This is a genomic window from Streptomyces sp. NPDC056061, assembly GCF_042266885.1.
Taxonomy (GTDB): Bacteria; Actinomycetota; Actinomycetes; order Streptomycetales; family Streptomycetaceae; genus Streptomyces.
The window spans coordinates 172,883-193,133 of record NZ_JBHJWQ010000006.1; the positions used below are offsets into that span (position 1 = coordinate 172,883).

Genomic DNA, 20,251 nt, shown 5'->3' on the forward strand with positions numbered 1-20,251 from the left:
GCGAAAGGAATATCCACATGCACAACGTCCCGCACACGTACGCGCAGGAAAGCCTTTGGCTGGCGGACCGGATCACCCGCAAGGACGGTCCCGCATACAACGAGCCGCTCGCATTCCGCCTCACTGGCGCCCTGGTCCCGGAAGCACTCGACACCGCACTGCGCGGGATCGTCGAACGGCACGAGGCGCTGCGCACCGCCTGGCACGAATCCCCGTCCGGGCTGGTAGCACGCCCTGTCGGGACCCCGCACCGGATACTCTCCATCAGCGATCTCCGCAGTCTGGACCCGGCGGAAGCGGCCGACAAGGCCGACGAGTTAGTGCGCGCCGACTACCGGCGGCCCTTCGATCTCACGGCCGACATCCTGCTTCGCGTGCTTCTGGTCCAGCTGCCGGGCGAGGTGAATATCCTGGCCATGACGCTGCATCACCTGGCCTACGACGGATGGAGCCGAAACGTCCTCACCGAGGAACTCGGCCGCGGATACGCGCAGGCCCTCCGCGGCGGCGACCACACCCAGCCGCCCGTTCCTTTCGCGGACCACGCCAGGACGGAGCGGACCCGTTTCGAAGGCGGCGAGCACACCGACCGCATCGCGCGCTGGAAGCAGGCGCTGGAGGATGGCCCCGAACTGCTGCGGCTCCCCACCGACCGGCCGCGTCCCGCCGCCGAGACCTTCAACGGCACCAGCGTGACCGTCACCCTGCCGCGCACCCAGGTGGCCGGCCTCCTCGACTCGTGCCGGGCGACGCTGCGCAGCACGGACTTCGCCGTCTACCTCGCCGCCTACGCGGTGTTCCTCAACCGCTACACCGGCCAGGACACCGTGACGGTCGGCACGACCGTACTCAACCGGGGCGAGGACCATCTGGACTCAATCGGCTACTACGCGAACACCGCCGCGCTTCCGATCGACGTGAATCGTGAGGAGAGCTTCGAGGCGCTGGTTCGGCGCACTTCCCGGGATTCCGCGAGGCGGTTGCTGGACGATGCGCAGGTTCCCTACGCGAAGATCGTGGAAGGGCTCGACATCCCGCGGTCGCCGAGTCACAACCCCGTCTTCCAGACGATGCTGACGTACCTCGGGCCGCAGAGCTCTCCCGACCTGGGCGAGGAAATCGGCGTCCGGTCCTACCCCGTCACGCGGGCGGCGGCCAAGTTCGAGTTCCTGCTCTACGTGTCCGAGGACAGCGAACATATCGATCTGACCGCTGAGTTCAACACGGACCTCTTCGACGAGGCGACCGTGGTGCGCATGCTCACCCACTACGGGGAACTGCTGCGGAACTTGGCGGACGACCTCAAGGCCCCGGTGGGCGGCGTCTCCATGCTTCCGGAGGCCGAACGCACCCTGATCCTCGACCAGTGGAACGACACGAGCGAGCCGTACCCGCACAGCACGGTCGTCGATGCCATTGAGGAGCAGGTGCGGCGTACCCCGGACGCGGTCGCCGTCGAGTTCGAGGGACGCTCACTCACCTACGCCGAGCTGAATGTGGCGGCCAATCGGGCCGCGCGCCTGATCCAACAGGAACTCGGCGACCACGGCGGGCCCTTCGTCGGTGTCTACATGGAACGGTCGCTGGACATGGTCGTCGCGCTGCTCGCGGTGACCAAGGCCGGGTGCGCCTACGTGCCGATCGACCCGGACTACCCCGCCGACCGCGTGGCGTTCATGATCGAGGACGCCGAGCTGCCGCTGGTGCTCACCCAGGCCCACCACGCCTCCGAGCTGTCCACGGCGGCAAGGCCGTTCGTGCTCTCCACCGAGGCCCTCGGCACCGGCGACGGCGGCGACCTGCCCCGGGACCTGGAGTCCTCGTCACCGGTATACATGATCTACACCTCCGGCTCGACGGGACGCCCCAAGGGGGTCGTCAACCGCCACGATGCACTGTTCAACAGGCTGTACTGGATGCAGAGCGCCTTTGGCCTGACCGCCGATGACCGGGTGTTGCAGAAGACCCCCTTCAGTTTCGACGTCTCGGTCTGGGAGTTCTTCTGGCCGTTGATGACAGGTGCGCGCATCGTGGTGGCACGACCCGGTGGGCACCGTGACCCGGATTACCTGACGGAGGTCATCGCCGGACGTGGCGTGACCACCCTCCACTTCGTGCCGTCCATGCTGAACGTCTTCCTGGAGCACGAGAATCTGCGGGAGCGCTGCTCCTCCCTGCGCCGCGTCATCTGCAGCGGGGAGGCACTGCCCCACACATCGGTGCGCAAGTTCAGTGCGGCACTGGGGTGCGAGCTGCACAACCTCTACGGGCCCACCGAGGCCGCGATCGACGTCTCGCACTGGCCCTGCACCGCGGACTACCCCGGATCCGTCGTGCCGATCGGCCGGCCCATCGCGAACCTCAGGCTGTACGTCGTGGACGAACACCTGCGGCTGCTTCCCGTGGGTGTGCCAGGTGAACTCTGCATCGGCGGAGTCGGGGTGGCCACGGGCTACCACCGTCGCGAGGAGCTGAACCGCCATTCCTTCGTCCAGGACCCGTACGCCGGCGTCCCGGACGGAAGGCTCTACCGGACCGGTGACCTGGCCCGTTTCCTGCCGGACGGCCAGCTCCAGTACCTGGGGCGGATCGACGGCCAGGTCAAGCTGCGCGGTCTGCGCATCGAAACCGACGAAGTCGCCGCCGCACTGCGCAAGCTGGCAGGGGTGAAGGACGCCGCGGTGATCGTCCACGAGGTCGGCGACTCCGCGATGCTGGCCGGGTACGTCGCCGCGGACGAGCCGCTGGACGAGGCTGCTTGCCGCGAAGAGCTGGGGCAGTGGCTGCCCGCGTTCATGGTTCCCCAGTTGCTGGTACGGCTGGACGAGATCCCCACGACCCCCAACGGCAAGCTGGACCGCCGCCGGCTTCCCGCACCCACAACCGCACCTGCCCCGGCCACCGAGGACGAGCAGGCGGCGACCGTCGAGGAGAAGGTGGTCGCGGAGGTCTGGGCGGCTGTGCTCGGCATCGAACGGGTCGTCGTGACCGACCACTTCTTCCGGCGCGGCGGGGACTCCCTCCTCGCGGTCCGGGTGGCGGCGAAGCTGCGCGGGCTGGGCTACGGGATCGAGGTGCAGGACATCTTCACGCACCCCACGCCCCGCGACCTCGCCGCGGTGCTCAGCGCCACGGCCGAGGGGCAGAAGATCACGGCGGTGCCGCCGTTCGCCCTGCTGGAGCCCGAGGACCGGGTGCTCCTGCCGGCGGACGCAGTGGATGCCTGGCCACTCACCCGTCTGCAGTCCGGAATGATCTACCACGCCATGCTGCACCCCCGGTCGGCGGTGTATCACGACATCTTCACCTACGAGTTCTCTGGTGAGATACGGCAGGAAGTGGCCCGGGAGGCGCTGCGCGCACTGGTCGCCCGCCATCCTCAGCTGCGTTCCACCATCGACCTGGAGAGCTGCGACACCGCCGTCCAGATCGTCCTCCGGGACCTCGACATACCGGTGGAGGTCGCCGACCTCACCGGGCTCGACCGGCGACAGCAGGACGAAACGGTACGCCGGTGGGAGGAGAAGGAGAAACAACAGCCGTTCGACCTCGAAGGCCCACTGTTCCGCGCCCAGGTACACCTGCGCGGCCCGGACTCCATGGCCCTGACGATCTCCTTCCACCACGTGGTCATGGACGGCTGGAGCGTCGCGCTGCTGCTCGAGGAGTTCCGCGGGTTGTATCTCGGCTTGTTGGAGGGACGGGTTCCCGGGGAAGCAGCGGAACAGATCCCGTACAGCACCTATGTCGCGCTGGAGGACGAAGCGGCACGGGACGAGGCCGCCGCGGAGTTCTGGTCCGGCCTGGTCGCGGGAGCGGCCCCGACGCGGCTCGCCGTGGCGGAGTCCGCCGAACCGGACCCCGCCGTGCTCGACCGCATGGTGCCCGGCCAGCTGGAGGAAGAGATCCGTAAACTGGCGGCCGACCTCGGCATGTCGGCCAAGAGCCTCTTCCTCACCGCGCATCTACGTGCACTCGGCACGCTGACCCAGCAGAGGTCCGTGGTGACCGGGCTGGTCTCGCACGGGCGCCCGGAAGTGCCCGGGGGCGACGAACTCGTCGGTCTGTTCCTGAACACCCTGCCGTTCCCGGCGGACCTGAGCGGCTTCGCCCCGAGCACACCGACCGCGCTGGTGGAGCAGGTCTTCGACCTGGAACGGCGCCTGATGGCCCACCGACGATACCCGTACACGGCCCTCCAGACAGGCGGCGAGAATGGGACACCGTTCGACACGGCGTTCAACTACACGGACTTCTACGTGTACGCCGCCAACCGCGACAAGCGTCTGGACATCACCGGTGCGCGGTACTTCGAACTGACCAACTTCCCGGTGGTGGTGCACGCCCACCGTGACCACTTCGCCGACCGGTTCCGGCTCATGGTCCATTTCGATCGCGGGCGAGTGAGCGAGGACACCGTGACGCGGTATCTCGACGCTCATCTCACGGCTCTGCGCGAGCTGTTGGGCGATGCTGCGGCCACGGAGAACGGCGCCGGGGAAACGGCTGAGCTCGAGCGGCGGATCACCGCCATCGTGAACAAGGTCACGAACACGACAGGGCTCGGTCCGCAGGACAACTACCTCGACCACGGCGTGGACTCGATCACCGCGATACGCATCGCGGCGAAAATCCGCCGGATCAACCCGGAGCTGGGTCTCGCCGATGTCATCAACTCGCGAACGGTCCGGGAACTGGCCCGCAGGGCCGCGGCGCACACCCCCGCTGCCGCCCAGCCCGACGAGCCACGTCCCGTGCATGCCTCCGCACAGCTCGGCCCGGACGTACCCCTGCCCGACGGGGTGGTCGACGCCTACCCGGCCACCGCACTCCAGCTGGCCATGATCCGTGCCACGGACGCCGACCCCGCCCAAGCCGCGTATCACGACATCTTCCGCTACCGCATCGCACGCCCGCTGGACCTGCCGCTGCTCCGAGACATCCTCACCCGGTTCACCGACGCACACGACACATTGCGCACGTCGTTCCAGTTGGACGGACCCATCCCGATGCAGTTCGTGCACCGTACGGCGCGGCCACGCCTGGAACTGCTGCGATTCGACAGCGAGGACGGGAACGCGCTCGCCCAGTGGGCGGTCCAAGAGCGCGGCAGGACCTTCGACTGGGGCGGAGCCGGACTCGTCCGCTACTACGCCCACCGCGACGCCGACGACGCCTTCACTCTCGTCCTCAGCTTCCACCACTCGATCATCGACGGCTGGAGCCTGTCGCTTCTCATGCGTGACGTACTCGCCTCGTACGAGGAGGGACTGGCAGGCCGGCCACTGCCGGAACCCATGCTGCCGCGACTCCGGTACCGCGACTACGTACAGGCCGAGCTCGCATCCCGCGACTCCCGGGCGGACTCCGACTTCTGGGCGGAGCGGCTTCGCGGGCACTCCGGCAACCCGCTGCCGTGGACGACACCGGCCGACGATGTTGTCTCGCGTTGGAGCGAGACCCGCACTGTCCTCGCGCCCGGTCTGCAACACCGGCTGGAGACAGTCGCCCGAGACGCAGGCGTGACACTCAAGCACTCGCTGCTCGCCGCTCACCTGCGTATCCTGGGTCTGCTCTCGGACCGGACGGACATTGTCTCCGGGGTCTTCACTCATGGACGCCTGGAGGAAGAGGGCGGCGACCAGGTCCTCGGCCTGTTCCTCAACTTCCTTCCCCATCGCCAGGAACTGAGGGACAAGACCTGGCTCGGACTCGTCCAGGCGGTACGGGACGCCGACGGCGCAGGGCTCGCCCACCGCCGCCACCCCCTGATCGGCACCGGCCCCGACGCCCGGCCGGGCAGCGCCTACGCCGCGCTGTTCAATTACACGGAGTTCAGCGCCTACGGCGAACTGTCCGGCACACCGGACCGCCCGGGGCCGCTGCTCGGCATCGACTGGTTCGAGCACGTCGACACTCCCCTGCTCGTCAACGCCGGACGCGACGTCGAGCAGGAGCGAGTGGTGCTCACTCTCAACGCCGACGGTCGGCTGATCGCCCAGCCAGAACTCGAATCCCTGGCGCACCTGTGGACGTCCGTCCTCGAAGACATCGTCGCCGCGCCGGAAGCCTCGTCGACCGATGCCAGCCCCGGCACTCTCCGTCTCACCCACGAACTGCGTTCCGCGGCCACGCGACGCACCTGACTTTCCAGACGTCCTTGACGCCCAGCCGCAGACCGGCCACTACCACCGAGGAGCAACATGCCCGCACCTGCCGCATCAGCCGTGGAGACTTTCACCCAGTCCGACGGCTATGTATCGCACTACCGCATCTGGGGACCGTCCACCGGGCGTGACGTCATCGTCGTCCTGCACGGCGGGATGAGCCACTCGAGCTGGCAGCAGCCGCTCGGGGAGGCACTCGTCCCGGACTCCGGTATCACCTTCGTCGCACTCGACCGCCGCGGTTCCGGGCTCAACGCCCAACCCGGGCACCTGGAGAAGGGTGCGCAAGCCATCGAGGACGCCGCCGAGTTCCTGCGTCATCTGAAGACGTCGTTCGAGCGGGTGCACCTCGCCGGATGGTGCTTCGGCGGGCAGGTGGCCACGTCGGTGGCGGCCGGGGTCGCCGATGAGAACGTCATCTCGTCGCTGCTGCTGCTGGCTCCGGGGTTCCACTTCAACGAGCGCTACAGCGACGTTCTCAGGCTGTCGCTGGAGGCCGTGTTCGCCGCGGTGACCGACCTGGGCCTGGAGCCGTCCGCCGACACTCCGTTCATCAAGGTGCCGCTGGAGCCGGGCGACTTCACCACCGACCCCGACTGGCACCGTTTCATCGAAAGCGACGAACTCCGGCTCACGCGCGTCGCGCCCAGCATGACCGATGCCTGGTCGGAGCTGGCCGAACTCGCCGCGAAGGATTTTGCCGACATCCCCGACGTTCCGGTGCTCGCCGTCCTGGCCAAGGCGGACCGGCTGGTCGACAACGCCCGGGTGCGTGCCTTCCTGGAGACTCGTGACGGCATCCGCTTCGAGGAACTGAACACCGGCCACGCCCTGCACTTCGAAGAGCCCGCGAAGCTCGCGGGGATCGTGAAGTCCTTCATACAGACTGTGTGACGATCACCGGTGTACCCGCCCTCTCCTCGGGTGGGTACACCGGTCGTTCCGCTGGCACCGCTCCACCGAATCCGGCCGTCCTGAAGAGGAAGCCCACCGCATCGCATGCTCACGCGCCTCATACCGCTCGTCATCGCCACCTTTGCGGTCGGCACTGACAACTTCGTCATCGCCGGCCTCCTGCCGGGTATCGCCAAGGACCTCGACGTCTCCATATCGGCGGCTGGGCAGCTCGTCACGGTCTTCGCCCTGACGTTCGCGATCTCCGCTTCCGTCCTGGGCGCCCTTACCAGCGGACTCGACCGCCGTCGTGCCCTGATGATCGCGCTGGGTATCTTCGTCGTCGGCAACCTCGCCACCGCCGTGGCGCCGGACTACGCGACCGTGATGGCAGCACGGGTCGTTTCCGCTCTCGGCGCAGGCATGATCACCTCCTCGGCCTCGGCCACCGCGACCGCGCTCGCCCCGCCCGAACGCCGCGGCTGGGTCATGTCCATCGTCCTGGGCGGACTCAGCGTCGCCACCGCGCTCGGACTTCCCCTCGGCACCCTGCTGGGGGGAATCGGCTGGCGTTGGACGCTACTCGCCGTGTCCGCTCTCGGACTGGTCGCGCTCATCGGCGTATTCCTGCTGCTGGGCCCCGTCTACCTGCCGGCGGCCGACCTGAGCGCCCGACTGCGTCCGCTGCGCGACCCGGGAATCCTCATGATCCTCGCGACCACGGTTGTCGCGCTGGCCGGGACCTACCTCTTCTACACCTACATCGCAGCCGCCTTCCGGCCCCTCACCCACGGATCGGTCCAGCAACTGACGGTCCTTCTGTTCGCCTACGGCGTCGGGGACGTGATCGGCACGCTGGCCTCCGGAAAGCTCGGCGACCGCTGGGGCCCGCGGCCGGTGGCCCTGGGCTCGCTGGTCGCCTCGGCGCTCGTCCTGGCCGTACAGCCGCTCCTGGTCCGCGACTTCTCCGCCGGCCTCATCTGGGCGCTGACGTGGGGAGTGTGCAGCGCGGCATGTATCGTCCCGCAGCAGCACCGACTGATCGAGAAGGCGCCGGCATCCGCACCGATCCTGCTGGGACTCAGCTCCACAGCGATCTATCTGGGAATCTCCCTGGGCAGTGGCCTCGGAGGTCTCACTTCAGAGTGGATCTCCCCGGACCAGTTCGGCTACCCCGCCGCCGTGCTGACCGCAGCGGCTACCGTGCTGGTTCTCGTCACGAAAGACCGGCAGCGTGTCCCCGTCTTCTCCAGCGCCGACAAGGAAATGACATAACGACATGAAGCATCACATGCGCCCTTCAGGCATGCCCCCGGTCAACGGCTACAGCCACACCGTGGCCACCACCGGGCCACTGATCTTCGTCTCCGGCCAGCTCCCCCTGGACTCCGACGGAAATCTCGTCGGCCAGAACAACGCCCGCAAACAGATCGACCAGGTGTTCTCCAACCTCGCCGCGGCCCTTGAGGCCGCCGGCTCGCACATGGACAGAGTCGTCAAGCTGACGGTGTTCCTGACCGACCTGTCAGACCTGGCGGCATTCCGCGAAGTACGCGACACCTATCTGCGCCTCGACGCTCCGCCGTCCTCCTCCCTGGTCCAGGTGTCCGCCCTGGTCCACCCCGAGGCCCGCGTCGAGATCGAGGCCATCGCGGAAGCCTCGCCCGAACCGCAGGTACTCGATCCGCATCAACTGCGCTGACAACGCCCACCGGAAGCTGCCCGGCGATGCCGTAAGTGAAGGTCGTCAGTTCGAATCCGGCATGGGCTCTGAGTAGCACCGGGTCAGGGGCCCCTCCCGTTCACCGACCGGGAGGGGCCCTGCACGTGGCACACATATGGCACTCACGCGTCCCTGCCCCCGTCGCTACTCACGCCGCTATCGGGCGGCCCTCGACATCAAAGACCGGGCGGAAGGTGGCTCCTCCGCCTTACGAGTTGGTGTCTGGACCTACGGTGGTTCCTGCCCCGGGTTCAGCAGGGGAGGGATGGAGCCACGGCCGTACGGTGTTCACGAGAGGTGTCGTACGGCTGCGGATTCGGCGCCGGAGCCTGTTGATCCTGAATGCCGTCCTGCCCGGCAGCGAGCGTCGCAAGGGCCTGATCGACGTGGTCGAGCGTGAGCCGCGTCGCTGGTGGAGTAGGCGCAGTCGGCGACCACAGCCCGGCAGACGAAACCCGCCTCCTTGTCCTGAACCATAAGAGCAGCGGCGAGCTGGGGTTACCCCCACCTCTTCGCCACGCTCGCCATCGTCTCCGCAGCATCGTGCCTGATCTCACTCCGCGCGACGCCTCCCGCGCCCGAAGCCACGCCACTCCCGCGCATCTGACCAAATAGCCCAGCGCAGACCCGCTGCTGGATACAAATCAGAAGCACCGGTCGATCAACCGCCAGCCCTGGCTCCCGCCCTGCAAGGGCGCCCGCAGACACGTCAGCGCCTCTCAAGATCACACCCATATCGCCTCAAGAGCTCACACACGGTACGGAACGGGAAATTCGCCTTCCCCATCGAATTCCGCCGCCCCTCGACCATCACCCCTGGTACACGGAATCAGCAGGTCAGAGGCATGCCGCATCCACTTTCGCTGAGCTACCCCGACACGGAGGCCCCTCACCGGCACGGATCCGCTACGCTGTCCCTGGTCGGTCGTCGGTACGTCCCACTGTCTGCCCGAGCAAGATCGCAGAGAGCATCGCACCCCGTCCGACCAGTGGGCTTGTACGCCTCGCCGGAGATCCACTCGCTGGGTTTTCCCCGAGGTTTTCTACAAGCCCCCGCCTTCGTAGCTCAGGGGATAGAGCACCGCTCTCCTAAAGCGGGTGTCGCAGGTTCGAATCCTGCCGGGGGCACAGCCAAATACCAGGTCCGAACCTGTTTAGCCATGGGGTGGGCCTTTCGTGGAGATCACGGGGGGCCTTCCTCACGACTGCCGGGAACATGCCCTCAGGTGGCCGGCTCCCCAGGAACATCGCTGGGCACCTCGGGCTCGTCGTCAGCAGTGTCGGGCCTCGTCAGCCGTCTGCGGCTTCCCGGCGCGCGGCACGCGGCACCCGGCACCCGGCACGCGGGTGGACGGGGGCCTCCGCCTCGGCCTTCTCGGACCGCGGCAGGACCGAGGTGGGCGTGGGGTTGCCGTACACCTCGGCGCCGTCCGCGTACGCGGCGAACGCGGCCCATGAACGGTGGGTGGCCGAGGTCCCGCAGCCCTCTCGGCAGCGCCTGCGGCAGATGGCTGATTCCCGCAAGCGCCCGTGGACGGTCCGTCGCCGTATTCGTACGCTGGGTGGACAGTCCGGGCAGAGCACACAGGGGCGGCGCATGGACGGCACGTGGGACGCGGACCCGCAGGCGCGACTCGCCCGGCGCATCGGCCTCTCGCCGGCCGAGTTGGGTACGACTGGGGGCAGGGACGGCTGTCCGGACATCTGGGAACTCGACAACGGCGACTTCGCGGTCATCGGCCGTGACCTCACAGCGGTCCATTCCGGCGGGCTGCCCGATGACGCGGTGATCGGCGGTGGCGAACGCCTCGTGGTCATCCCCCGCATCACCCTGCTGGCCGCCAAGGCACACATTCCGGATGCGTGACCTACTTGGCGTCCCGCCCGGCGAGCGGCTGGGACTGGACGCCTATCGCGAGGACTTCCGCGGCAGGGATTTCGCTGTCGCCGGGTGCGATTCATGGAAGCTGGAACGCCGCCAGCACTTCCGAGAGCCGGGCGACGCGAGCTGGAACGCCTTCGCCCGGGGGGACTGGGAGGGGGCGCTGAGGCTGATCGAGGCCCAGCGCGCAGAGTTGCGTGCCCTGTCTCGTCTGGCTGCACGTCATCGTTGCCGACTGCTGCGTATCCGTGTGGTGGAGCAGCGGCTCACGCCGTATCTGCAGTGGGAGCTGCACCTGCTGCGTGTGCGGGCCCAGTGCGGTGAGCTGATCCGTGTCATCAGCCCGCAGCACATCGCGGCATACGAACGGGATGGAGCCGTACCGGAATTGGTCACGCTGAACGACGACACGGTGTACGAGATTCTTTACGACGAAGAGGGTGTCCTGGAAGGTGCCGTGCGGTATCTCGGTGCGAGAACGAGGGATCGCATCGTGGCGCGAGTCGAGGAACTGTACGTGCTGGGTGAGGACATCGGCACGTTCTTCGACCGTGAAGTGGCCCATCTGATGCCTCCGACGGGTGTATGAGCCGCGCGAGGAAGTCAACTCCTCACTCTCCGGCACCTCCCGTGATGTCGTGCAGGCCCGCGACGTGCAGGGCGGGATACATTTCCACGCTCCGGCGACCGATCGCGTGCGGCCACCGGTTCCGCACCAACTCCCCTTTGCCTGCCAGGGCTTCGTCAACCGACGCGCTGAGCGCGCGGCGCTCGACCGCCTGCTCGACGACGGTCTCGCCCATGCGCGGGTGCTGCTGGTAACCGGCACTGCCGGGGTCGGCAAGACGTCCTTGGTGCTGCACTGGTCGCACGCGGTCCGTGATCGGTTCCCGGACGGCCAGTTGTATGCCGAGCTGCACGGCTACGGCCCGCACGCGCCGGTCAGGTACGAACGGGTCCTGGAGGGCTTCCTGCGGGTGCTCGGCGCTCCTGCGGACGCGGTTCATGCCGAGGGCGAGCACATGGCCGCGGCCTTCCGCTCCTGGCTCGCCGACCGCAGGCTGCTGATCGTGCTCGACAACGCCGCCGGCGCGTCCCAGGTCAGGCCCTTGCTTCCGGCGACTCCGGGATGCCTGGCCATCGTGACCAGCAGGCACCGGCTGCCCGGCCTGACGATCCGGGAGGCAGCGCGGCGCCTCACGCTGGATGTGCTCGACCAGGACGGCTCGGTCGCCCTGCTGCACAGCGTCACCCAGGGCTACCGGTGCGAGGACGATCCCGCTCAGGTGGCGGAGCTCGCCTCGCTGTGCGCGCGCCTGCCGTTGGCGCTCAGGATCGCTGCCGAGCGCGCGGCGGGGCGGCCGTTGATGCACCTGGCGGATTTGATCGGCGAGCTGCGTGACGAGTCCGGTCGGTGGGAAGTTCTGTCGGCAGACGGCGACGAGGAGTCCGAAGCGGTGCGTCCCGTGTTCACGTGGTCCTACCGGGCGTTGCCCCCAGATGCCTCCCGGCTGTTCCGGTTGCTCGGACTGCACCCCGGGCCGGACTTCAGCGACACGGCTGCGGCGGCCCTCGCAGGAGTCGACGTCCGTACCACGCGACGCCTGCTCGATGTCGTCGCTGCCGCACATATGGTCGATCAGACCGCGCCCGATCGCTTCCGCCTACACGACCTGCTGCATGCCTATGCCGCCGATCGGGCACGGCTGGAACAGACCCCGCAGGAGTGCCACAACGCGCTGCGCACGTTGCTGACCTGGTACCTGCACACTGCGGACGCGGTCCGGGCCCGCCTCGCACCGCGGGAGCCCCGCGTGGAGCTGGTACCCGCCGAGGCAGGACTGCCTGAGATGTGGTTCGCCGACGAGGCAAGGGCGATGCAGTGGTACGAGGCGGAACGCGACAACCTCGTGGCTGCCGTACGCACAGCCGCGAGTGGTGGGCTGGACCGGATCGCCTGGCAGCTGGCGGTGGTCCTGCGGGCCATCTACATGACCAACAACCCGTTCCAGGACTGGCTCGCCACCTCGCGGATCGGTCTGGAGGCCGCCCGGCGCGACGGCGATCGAGGCGCCGAAGCCGAACTGGAGGAGAGCCTCGGCATGGCGTACGCCCAATCCCAGTGCCTGGCCGCCGCCGCCGAGCACTACGGGGCGGCGCTGGCCCTGCGCCGGGACCTGCGCGACGCCTTCGGTGAGGCACTGACGCTCAACGGCCTTGGCCTCCTCGAACTACGCCGCCGCAACCTCGCACAGGCGCAAGCGGCGTTCGAGGACAGCAGGGCTCTGTTCGCGGCGCTCGACGATGCCTTCTGGGAACCTCGCGTGGCGGTCAACCTCGCGCAGGTGGAACTGGAGCTCGGGCACCCGGCCCGCGCCCTCGGTCCGCTGTTCCGGGGAATCGAGGTATTCCGGACCCACGGCGACCGCCACGCCGAGGGCAATGCCCTCCGACTGCTCGCCGCGGCGGAGTTGGACAGCGGAGACACGGATGCCGCGTTGACACATGCCGAGCAGGCTGTAGCCATCGCCACGGAGATCCGCAGCGCGGCCGCGGAAGGCTACTGGCTGCTTGCCCTGGGCGATGCTCAACGCACCATCGGGCGTCCCGCCCGGGCGCTGGCCTCCTACCGTCGCGCCCCCGTACTCCAGGAACAGCTGGGCGACCGCGCCCGCCGAGCCGCTGCCTGGGACGGCCTCGGGCAAACACATCTGCGGCTCGGCAGCGTCCGGGAAGCCGTGGAATGCCACCGCCGGGCAGTGGCCGCCTACCGCGACCTCGATCAGACATGGGAGACAGCACGAACGCTGGTGCACCTGGCGGATGCCCTGGACCGTGCCGACACACCGCAGGAGGCCACCGACGCACGAGCTGAGGCATGCGACCTGCTCAGGGCGTTCACCGATCCGCGCGCCGTACGGCTACGGGAGAGCATCGTCCAGCAGTGACCTCACGACGAGGCCAGCCAACGATCACGAGCCGGAACCGGCACCGATTCGGTGACCCACAGCGGCCCGTCCCCGCACCGCTTCCTCACTCCGCTCGCCTCGACCGCGCTGGTCCGCAGCACGCTGACCCACTTGCCCCGAACGACCGCCAGCGGCCCCGGCACGGCGAACAGGCCGAAACGGTAGGCCCGCACCAGGTTGTGGATCTCCCGGGCCGGTCGGCTCCAGTCGATGAACGCGCTCCCGGGACCCATGAAACCTTCGTACGACGCCAGCGACTCGTCCTGTGGCGTGCCCGCGAATCCGCCTTCCGCCAGGGCCAGTGCCTCCGGTACCAGAGTCCGGATCGTGGCCCGGACCTGCGTGAAGACCGCGTCGCCCGACAGATCGTCCGGCAGGGGAATGCCGCCGCGCCGAGCCACGACCGGGCCACTGTCGAACGCCTCGTCCATCCAGTGAACCGTCACCCCGGTCTCCTCGTCGCCGTGCCGCACGGCCCAGTGCACCGGCATCGGCCCCCGGTGCCGCGGAAGCAGCGACGGGTGGACGTTCAACACCCCAAGCCTCGGTACGCGCAGCACGGACGTGGGCAGTCGCCACGGAATCCCGTAGCACACGACAATGTCGGGTTCGTATCCGGCGAGGCCGAGCGCGAGGCCCTGCGGGCTGCGAGGGACCAGCAGATCGGGACCCGGCGGCATCGCCGCCAGAACCTCATCCGCAACTGCCCCGCCCTTCGGGGCAGCGCACACGTACGCGACGGGGACGTGGCCGGCTGTCTCGCACGCCGCTTGCAAGTCCTCGAAGCCCTCAGCCGCGTACGACATCAGCACTACGCGCATCCGTCAGCCACCTTCCACACGAGGGGCGAAGCCCAACCACGAAGGTGCGTGATCGTCTCATGGATCCGGTGATGACATCCGTGCTCCTGCTCAGCTCCCAGCCCCTCGTCACGGCGATCCTCACCGACGGCCGGACAGCGGTACCTCCGCCGCTTCCCCCACCACGACGCGTCGCCGGCCACCTGCGCCGGTCTTCCACGAGCGGCCGGGCCCGCCGTCCACGGCCTCGCGCGGCCTCACGCGGCCCTCGCGGTGCGGAGGGTGCGGAGGGTGCGGTCCATGGCCGTGCAGGCGGCGTGATCCGATCTTGTGAGCGAGGTTTCCGCCCGCGATCATGAACACATGGCGGACGAACGGTGTGTGCACGATCTCGTGGTGGGGCAGTGCACCGAGTGCGCTCCCGTGCCCAGAGGGCTGACGGCCCGGGTGTTCACCACCCGGGGCGGATCGGTCTTCCACCGCACGACGGACTGCGAAGCCCTGCACGACGGGCAGCGGAAGGCCCGACGGTTCGGGCGGGACACGCACGAGCCGCAGAATGTCGCACTTTCCGTGGCGCAGGCGGAGGGACGCGGGGCCTGCATCCCGTGTTTTCCCGAATTCCGGCCCTCGGCCGACGCGAAACCGTGCCATGTGCGCATCGGGGGCACCTGGGTGCCGGGACTGCTCACCCAGTGGCGCCAGGGCGCCGATCGCCGGTGGTCGGGCGTGGTGACGTACGTCGTCGACGGCGAGCAGATGACCGGCGTCAAGGACCAGGCGGAACTCCGGTCGGCGTAGGCCGTGTTCGACGGGTGAGGGGTTTCGAAGGAACTCCGCCCGATACAGGCTCCGTTCGATGGGATTGCCCTGAACTCCGGCCGCCCCGGGGTGCATTCGACAGGTTCGGGGAGATACGCCGGACCCGTGCCGTGTCCCGGAGCGGGCCGACCGGTGAGCGGTGCCGGGAGGAGCCCGGTGTCGTTCGTGTGAGCGGTGTCTGCAGCGCCGGGGCGGGGGCCGCGGGACCAGGTTGTCCCGTTCGGCCTCCGCCCGGCGAGCGATGTCACCCGTCGGCGACAGTCTCGGCGAACCGCGACCAGTCGGTGAACTCCCAGTCCCAGCGCCGGCAGACCCGCTCCCTGGGAAGGTCGTCCCGGGAGGGATCGAGCAGCATGAGCCGGGCGTGACGGCCGTCGCCGACCACGATGGCGAGAAGGTAGCCGCCCGGTTCCGTCAGCATGAGGGACATCTCGTTGTTGGTCATGGCGAACCGCGCGTCGGGCCGGTCCACCTTCTTGACCTCGATCCGGACGGACTTGCCCCGCGGGTCCGTTCCTTCGAGGTCGTAGCCGACGTTCTGCGCGCTGACGTCGCGAAGCGTCCAGCCGAGTTGGTTGAGGTACTCCTTCGCGGCGAGCTCCGCAGCCCTCCACCGCTTGAGCACGGACGCCAGGGAGCCGTCGGGGCGGGGTGCCGCCTTCGTCATCCGGATTTCCCCGGCCGGGTCCGGGGCCGCGCGGGTCCGCTCCGGCGGGGCGGCCTCCTGCACGAGCCTGCGCTCCGCCTCGGTGAGCTTCCGGCCGTGGGTACGGGCGAGTTCCCCGAAGTACGCGCCGAGCCGCGAGCGCAGCGCCTCGGAGAGCGCGGCGGGGTCCACCTCGGCCAGGGCGGTCCCGAAGTCGATGCTGCGCAGGCCCAGGACCGCCTTGAGCGCCCGGGCGGCGGCCTGGTGGCGCGGCTCGTAGAGCGCCGCAGGGGCACCGCCGGGAAAGATGACGGCCACGTCCTGCGGCTCCAGCGGGAGCGGCGAATGGGCGAACGTCGGCCGCCGCCCGGTCATCTCGTCCCTCAGGGACGTCACCAGCAGCTTGCCTGCGGATGCGGTGGCCGAGACCATCACGCTGCGCAGGTCCTCGCCGTCCAGGGCCAACTGCCACAGCCGCTCGGACACCGGGTCGCCGGGCGAGCGCAGCCGTTCCGCGATCGCCCGGGCCGCGTCGGCGAGGACCCGGCGGGTCGACTCGTCCGCCGTCACCGCGTGGGTGCGGGACGGGTCGGTGAGGATGTCGCCCGAGACGACGACCGGAAGTCCCACCTCGTCCTGGAGCGGCAGGAAGCAGGCGAGGCGGCCGCGTACGCCGGTCATGGCGAGTGCGCGTGCGTCGAGCGGCACCGCGACCGTCGCCGAACCGTGCCGCAACAGGGCGAACGCCGCTTCGTCCGCGCCGAGGCGCAGCACCACCCGCGACGCGTCCCGTTCGACGCGGATGTCCTGATGCGCGGACATGGACGGGGTCACGGGCGCCATCCCGGGCAGGGAAGCGGACGCGGAAGCGGAAGCGGACGGCGACGGCGACGAGGCCGTGTACGAAGACGAGGCCGTGGTCGGCGTCCCGATCCGTATCCGCGTCACGTTCCGCAGGAAGAGGGCGCTGAGCGGGTCGATCGCGCCCCGCGCTCCTGCGGCGTCGGGCCGGCATGTGACGGTGAAGGCCACGCCGTCGGCCGGAGCGTCCGGGTGTACCTCGGCGGGTATCCGGATCAGCGGCACCGCGTTCTCGTCCGGCTCACCGAGCAGCGCCGCCGCGGCCGACCTGTCGAAGGCGAAGCGCACGCCCGACGAGCGGACGTCGATCCGGGAGGCGATCGCCGCGAGCGACTTGAATCCGATGCCCCGGTATCCGATCGAGTCCCCGCCGCGCGACTTGGTGGAGTTGGCGCTGCGGCACAGTGCCTCCACGTCCGCCGCGTCCAGGGACCGGCCGTCGTTGCTCCAACGGAACCGCCCCTCCCCCAGGTCCTCGACGACCACGGACGTGGATCCGGCGTCGTCGGAGTTCTGGAGCAGTTCGTACGGGACGCGGTCGCGGTAGGTGTCGGCGAGCAACTCCTCCATCCGCGCGATCTCGCGGAAGAGTCCGGGTGCCTGCGCGTGCTCGCGCACGAGGGTGTCCCGCAGGGCGACGACGGCCGCCACCGGGGCGGTCACAGGTCCTCCGCGTCCATCACGCGGGCCACGATGCGGGAGGGCTCGCCGGACAGGTCGTCCAGGTCGAGCGAGCACTGGGCGACCCAGCGCGGCTGACGCGACGGCAGCGCGACCCCTTCCTCCACGCGGACCCTCCCGTAGAGCGACACCTCCCGCTTGTCGAGCAGGAAGTCGGTTCCGTCCAGCACCTCGACGCAGATTCCGGGCATCGGGACCTCGAAGGGGCACTCGGCCTCGATGTCGTCGTCCCGCAGGTCGTCGGTCCGCAGGCCGTCGCCGCGCCAGGGTTCCATGGCGATGCAGTCGGCCAGCAGTTCGCCGGCCGATCCGAACTCCGCGAAGCCGCCGAGACGTATCTGCAACGAGCCGTCGCGCCGCTTTCCGACGAGCGTCGCGTCGCAGACGGTGGGCTTCAGCCGCACGGCCTCGTGAACCGTCTCGTCGACAAGCTCGACGGGCAGCGGCTTCGTCCGTGACCCGGGCCAGACCAGGCCGATGTCGGTCTCGCTCAGGTCGAAGGAGGTCACCTGGAGGCGGATCTCCTCGGGCCCCACGCGCCTGGAGCACTCCCAGGTGCTGCTGGACTCGGAGAACCGTACCGGCCGCTTGCCCGCCTTCTTGATCGTCTCCAGCACGGCATGCGTGTAGCTGACCAACTCCGGCCGGTCCACCGGGCTCAGCCCCAGCAGGAGGGTGGGCGGGTAGTCGTCGTCCTCGCCGCTCGTGAACCGGTCGGTCCAGTCCTCGCGCAGGAACCGCGCAGTGCCCGATACGACGATCTCCTGGAAATGGGTGTCGTCGAAGCTCTCCGTGACGAGCCTCGCCCGCACGTTCTCGACCTGCCATCCGACGAGCGACAGCGACAACTCGTCGATCTCCACATCGAGTTCCTCGATCTTCTTGCCCACCGACGACTCGCCCTCCCACGTGGTCCTCATGAATCGCCCCGGATACGCGGGCGACGTGCAGACGATAGCCCCTTTTCTTCACATATTCGTCACGGTGCTTTCCGTCCTTCGTCCTTCGCTCCCGTGCCTCGCCTCCATCCTCCGCTCCCGCACCTCGCCTCCGTCCACCGCTCTTCGCTCGCCGCCTTCGTGCTCATTGATCCACCTGGATCCGACCGGCTGCGTCGCGTCCCCCGATCCCGACGCCTTCGGGATCCGGCCCGTCCTGCTCCAGCACGTCCCCGTACAGGCGGAACAGGCGCGGCAGTTGCGCGGAGTCGCCGCGCCCGGTCCGGGGCTCCAGCAGGCGGCCCCAGCAGGCGGCGGTGAGTTCCCTGGCCCGTCGGCCGGGCCAGGGGTGGGGCAGCAGTTCGGGCGGCAGCAGCGGATCGGGCTCCATGGCCCTGGTGAACTCGGCGGCGAGCTCGACGGCCATGGTCAGCCGCTCGGCGTCCGGGAGCGGCTCTCCACCGCCCCGGACCGACGCCCCGCCACCGCCCCGGGCCACCATCCCCTCGCCGCCCCAGGCCGCGCCGATCGGCTCCTCGCCCTGCCGTTCCGCGCCGCGGTCGATCTCGGTGAGGCAGGACTCGGCGAGATCGGCGAGGCGGTCGTAGCGTTCCGTGATCTCGGCGAGCGGCCACAGGGACGCCGCCAGATCGGCCGGTCGGCCCACGGTGCCGATGCGCAGATCGGTGCTGGTGAGAAAGGTGACGGCGGGCAGGACGTCGAGCGTCCGGGCCTCGGCCTCGACGTACGGCTCGATGGGGTTGGCGCTCGCGTAGAAACCGCCCTGGACGGGGGCCGCGCCCAGGCGCAGGAGGCTGTCGCGGAGCGCGTCGCGGGCGGCCCGCCTGGCCTCGGGCACGGCAAAGGCGAACAGGTGCCAGACGCCGTCCCACGGGGCGCGGCCCCGGTCCTGACGGTAGGCATGGCGCACGAAGTCGGCGTCCGGGGCGAGGGAGCCGGTGGCGTCCGCGGTGGCCCGGAGCACGGCCTTGCGCCCGCGGCCCTCGTGGTCGAACCGGCCCTCGGCGACGAGGCGTTTGACGCACAGCCGCACCTGCTGGTCGGTCATACCGAGGATGCCTGCGACGGCATAGAGCTCTCCGGCGTCCACCGTGCCGTCCTCGCGCACCAGGGAGTGCACCAGCAGACGGGTCGGAACCTCCACCCTGCTTCTTCCGCCGTTCATCGCGCCTCCTCGTGGTCCGCCGCCGCGACCGGACGGTACATGGTGGTGACCGCCGAGAATCCCATCAGGTGGCGCAGGTAGGGCGTGCGCTCGGTGCGCGCCGCGGTGAATCCGTGCCGTTCGTACAGGGCGCGGGCCCGCGGATTGACGTCGATGACGTCCAGCCTGATGCGCCGGCAGTCGTGGTCGGCGGCCAGCGCCACGATCTCCTTCAGCAGCAGGCTGCCGATCCCGTGACCTCGGCAAACCGGGCTCACGGCGATGCCATCCATCACGAGCTCGCGGGCCGCCGGGGTGCGCGAGAGCACGGAGAGGAGCACCAGGCGCGGCAGCCCGCGCAGCGTCCCGTACGTCGCGAGCACGTCCCGCGCCCCGCCGCCGGTCAGCGCGCGCCCACCGAGCTGGTATCCGGCCACACCGACCACTTCGCCGTCCAGGAGGGCGGCGATCCCGCGGTCGTGGTGGAGGTGGTGGGCGATGAACGCCCGTGCGGTGTCGGGCGGATCGAGGGCCGGGCCGAGCTTGCGGCCGAACGCCTCCCAGTAGAGCTCCGCGACACGCGCCTCGGCGCCTCGTGGAATCGACCGGCGCACCTCCACCGGCCCGCCGCGCCGCCCGCGTCCGGCCTCCGGACCCGTCATCGCTGCTCCAATCCGTCTTCTCCCACTGCCTCTGCGCGCCG

Annotated in this window: 15 protein-coding genes and 1 tRNA gene; 9 read left to right on the forward strand and 7 right to left on the reverse strand. The window is 69.4% G+C overall.

All coding sequences use genetic code 11. From position 1 onward, the window contains the following. Window positions 1-17: 17 nt before the first annotated feature. From ACFC79_RS12385 to ACFC79_RS12405, 5 genes are all read left to right on the forward strand, one after another. On the forward strand, window positions 18-6,146 hold the full coding sequence (locus ACFC79_RS12385) for an amino acid adenylation domain-containing protein (protein WP_376238647.1): 6,129 nt from the start codon (window positions 18-20) through the stop codon (window positions 6,144-6,146). Between the two features lie 57 nt (window positions 6,147-6,203). Beyond that, complete coding sequence (locus ACFC79_RS12390) at window positions 6,204-7,061, forward strand: alpha/beta fold hydrolase (protein WP_376238649.1); 858 nt, start codon at window positions 6,204-6,206, stop codon at window positions 7,059-7,061. A gap of 105 nt (window positions 7,062-7,166) precedes the next feature. Beyond that, on the forward strand, window positions 7,167-8,336 hold the full coding sequence (locus tag ACFC79_RS12395) for an MFS transporter (protein WP_376238651.1): 1,170 nt from the start codon (window positions 7,167-7,169) through the stop codon (window positions 8,334-8,336). Window positions 8,337-8,340: 4 nt separating this feature from the next. Beyond that, window positions 8,341-8,763: a RidA family protein gene (locus ACFC79_RS12400; protein WP_376238654.1), complete on the forward strand. Its 423-nt coding sequence runs from the start codon at window positions 8,341-8,343 to the stop codon at window positions 8,761-8,763. A gap of 1,076 nt (window positions 8,764-9,839) precedes the next feature. Next, window positions 9,840-9,912 (forward strand) — tRNA-Arg (locus ACFC79_RS12405). A 162-nt stretch (window positions 9,913-10,074) separates the two neighbouring features. On the opposite strand, the gene ACFC79_RS12410 is transcribed toward ACFC79_RS12405, so the two are convergent. Next, a complete protein-coding gene (locus ACFC79_RS12410) occupies window positions 10,075-10,308 on the reverse strand; it encodes a hypothetical protein (RefSeq protein ID WP_376238657.1) in 234 nt (77 codons plus the stop codon). 73 nt (window positions 10,309-10,381) lie between these two features. On the opposite strand from ACFC79_RS12410, the gene ACFC79_RS12415 reads away from it, so the two are divergent. Then, a complete protein-coding gene (locus ACFC79_RS12415; RefSeq protein WP_376238660.1) occupies window positions 10,382-10,651 on the forward strand; it encodes a hypothetical protein in 270 nt (89 codons plus the stop codon). Continuing rightward, window positions 10,644-11,255 (forward strand): DUF6879 family protein, encoded by a 612-nt coding sequence (locus tag ACFC79_RS12420; RefSeq protein ID WP_376238663.1) that lies wholly within the window; start codon window positions 10,644-10,646, stop codon window positions 11,253-11,255. The genes ACFC79_RS12415 and ACFC79_RS12420 overlap by 8 nt, the downstream gene beginning before the upstream one ends. 22 nt (window positions 11,256-11,277) lie before the next feature. Here the strand turns inward: ACFC79_RS12420 and ACFC79_RS12425 are convergent, their stop codons facing one another. After that, window positions 11,278-11,469 (reverse strand): hypothetical protein, encoded by a 192-nt coding sequence (locus ACFC79_RS12425; protein WP_376238665.1) that lies wholly within the window; start codon window positions 11,467-11,469, stop codon window positions 11,278-11,280. 6 nt (window positions 11,470-11,475) lie between these two features. Between ACFC79_RS12425 and ACFC79_RS12430 the strand changes: the two genes are divergently transcribed. Beyond that, window positions 11,476-13,614 carry a hypothetical protein gene (locus ACFC79_RS12430; RefSeq protein WP_376238668.1) on the forward strand — a complete coding sequence of 713 codons (2,139 nt, stop codon included), beginning with the start codon at window positions 11,476-11,478 and terminating at the stop codon, window positions 13,612-13,614. 2 nt (window positions 13,615-13,616) lie between these two features. On the opposite strand, the gene ACFC79_RS12435 is transcribed toward ACFC79_RS12430, so the two are convergent. Beyond that, a complete protein-coding gene (locus ACFC79_RS12435; RefSeq protein ID WP_376238670.1) occupies window positions 13,617-14,456 on the reverse strand; it encodes a methionyl-tRNA formyltransferase in 840 nt (279 codons plus the stop codon). A 342-nt stretch (window positions 14,457-14,798) separates the two neighbouring features. Here ACFC79_RS12435 and ACFC79_RS12440 point away from each other — a divergent pair, with 342 nt between their 5' ends. Next, window positions 14,799-15,236: a hypothetical protein gene (locus ACFC79_RS12440; protein ID WP_376238672.1), complete on the forward strand. Its 438-nt coding sequence runs from the start codon at window positions 14,799-14,801 to the stop codon at window positions 15,234-15,236. Window positions 15,237-15,501: 265 nt separating this feature from the next. Here ACFC79_RS12440 and ACFC79_RS12445 read toward each other — a convergent pair whose 3' ends face one another. From ACFC79_RS12445 to ACFC79_RS12460, 4 genes are all read right to left on the reverse strand, one after another. Next, window positions 15,502-17,427, reverse strand: a complete 1,926-nt coding sequence (locus ACFC79_RS12445; RefSeq protein WP_376238674.1) for a sacsin N-terminal ATP-binding-like domain-containing protein — start codon at window positions 17,425-17,427, stop codon at window positions 15,502-15,504. Continuing rightward, a complete protein-coding gene (locus ACFC79_RS12450) occupies window positions 17,424-18,365 on the reverse strand; it encodes a hypothetical protein (RefSeq protein WP_376238677.1) in 942 nt (313 codons plus the stop codon). Before ACFC79_RS12450 ends, ACFC79_RS12445 begins: the two co-directional genes overlap by 4 nt. Before the next feature lie 163 nt (window positions 18,366-18,528). Beyond that, window positions 18,529-19,569 carry a PaaX family transcriptional regulator C-terminal domain-containing protein gene (locus tag ACFC79_RS12455; protein WP_376238679.1) on the reverse strand — a complete coding sequence of 347 codons (1,041 nt, stop codon included), beginning with the start codon at window positions 19,567-19,569 and terminating at the stop codon, window positions 18,529-18,531. Next, on the reverse strand, window positions 19,566-20,210 hold the full coding sequence (locus tag ACFC79_RS12460) for a GNAT family N-acetyltransferase (RefSeq protein ID WP_376238682.1): 645 nt from the start codon (window positions 20,208-20,210) through the stop codon (window positions 19,566-19,568). Before ACFC79_RS12460 ends, ACFC79_RS12455 begins: the two co-directional genes overlap by 4 nt. Between the last annotated feature and the right edge of the window lie 41 nt (window positions 20,211-20,251).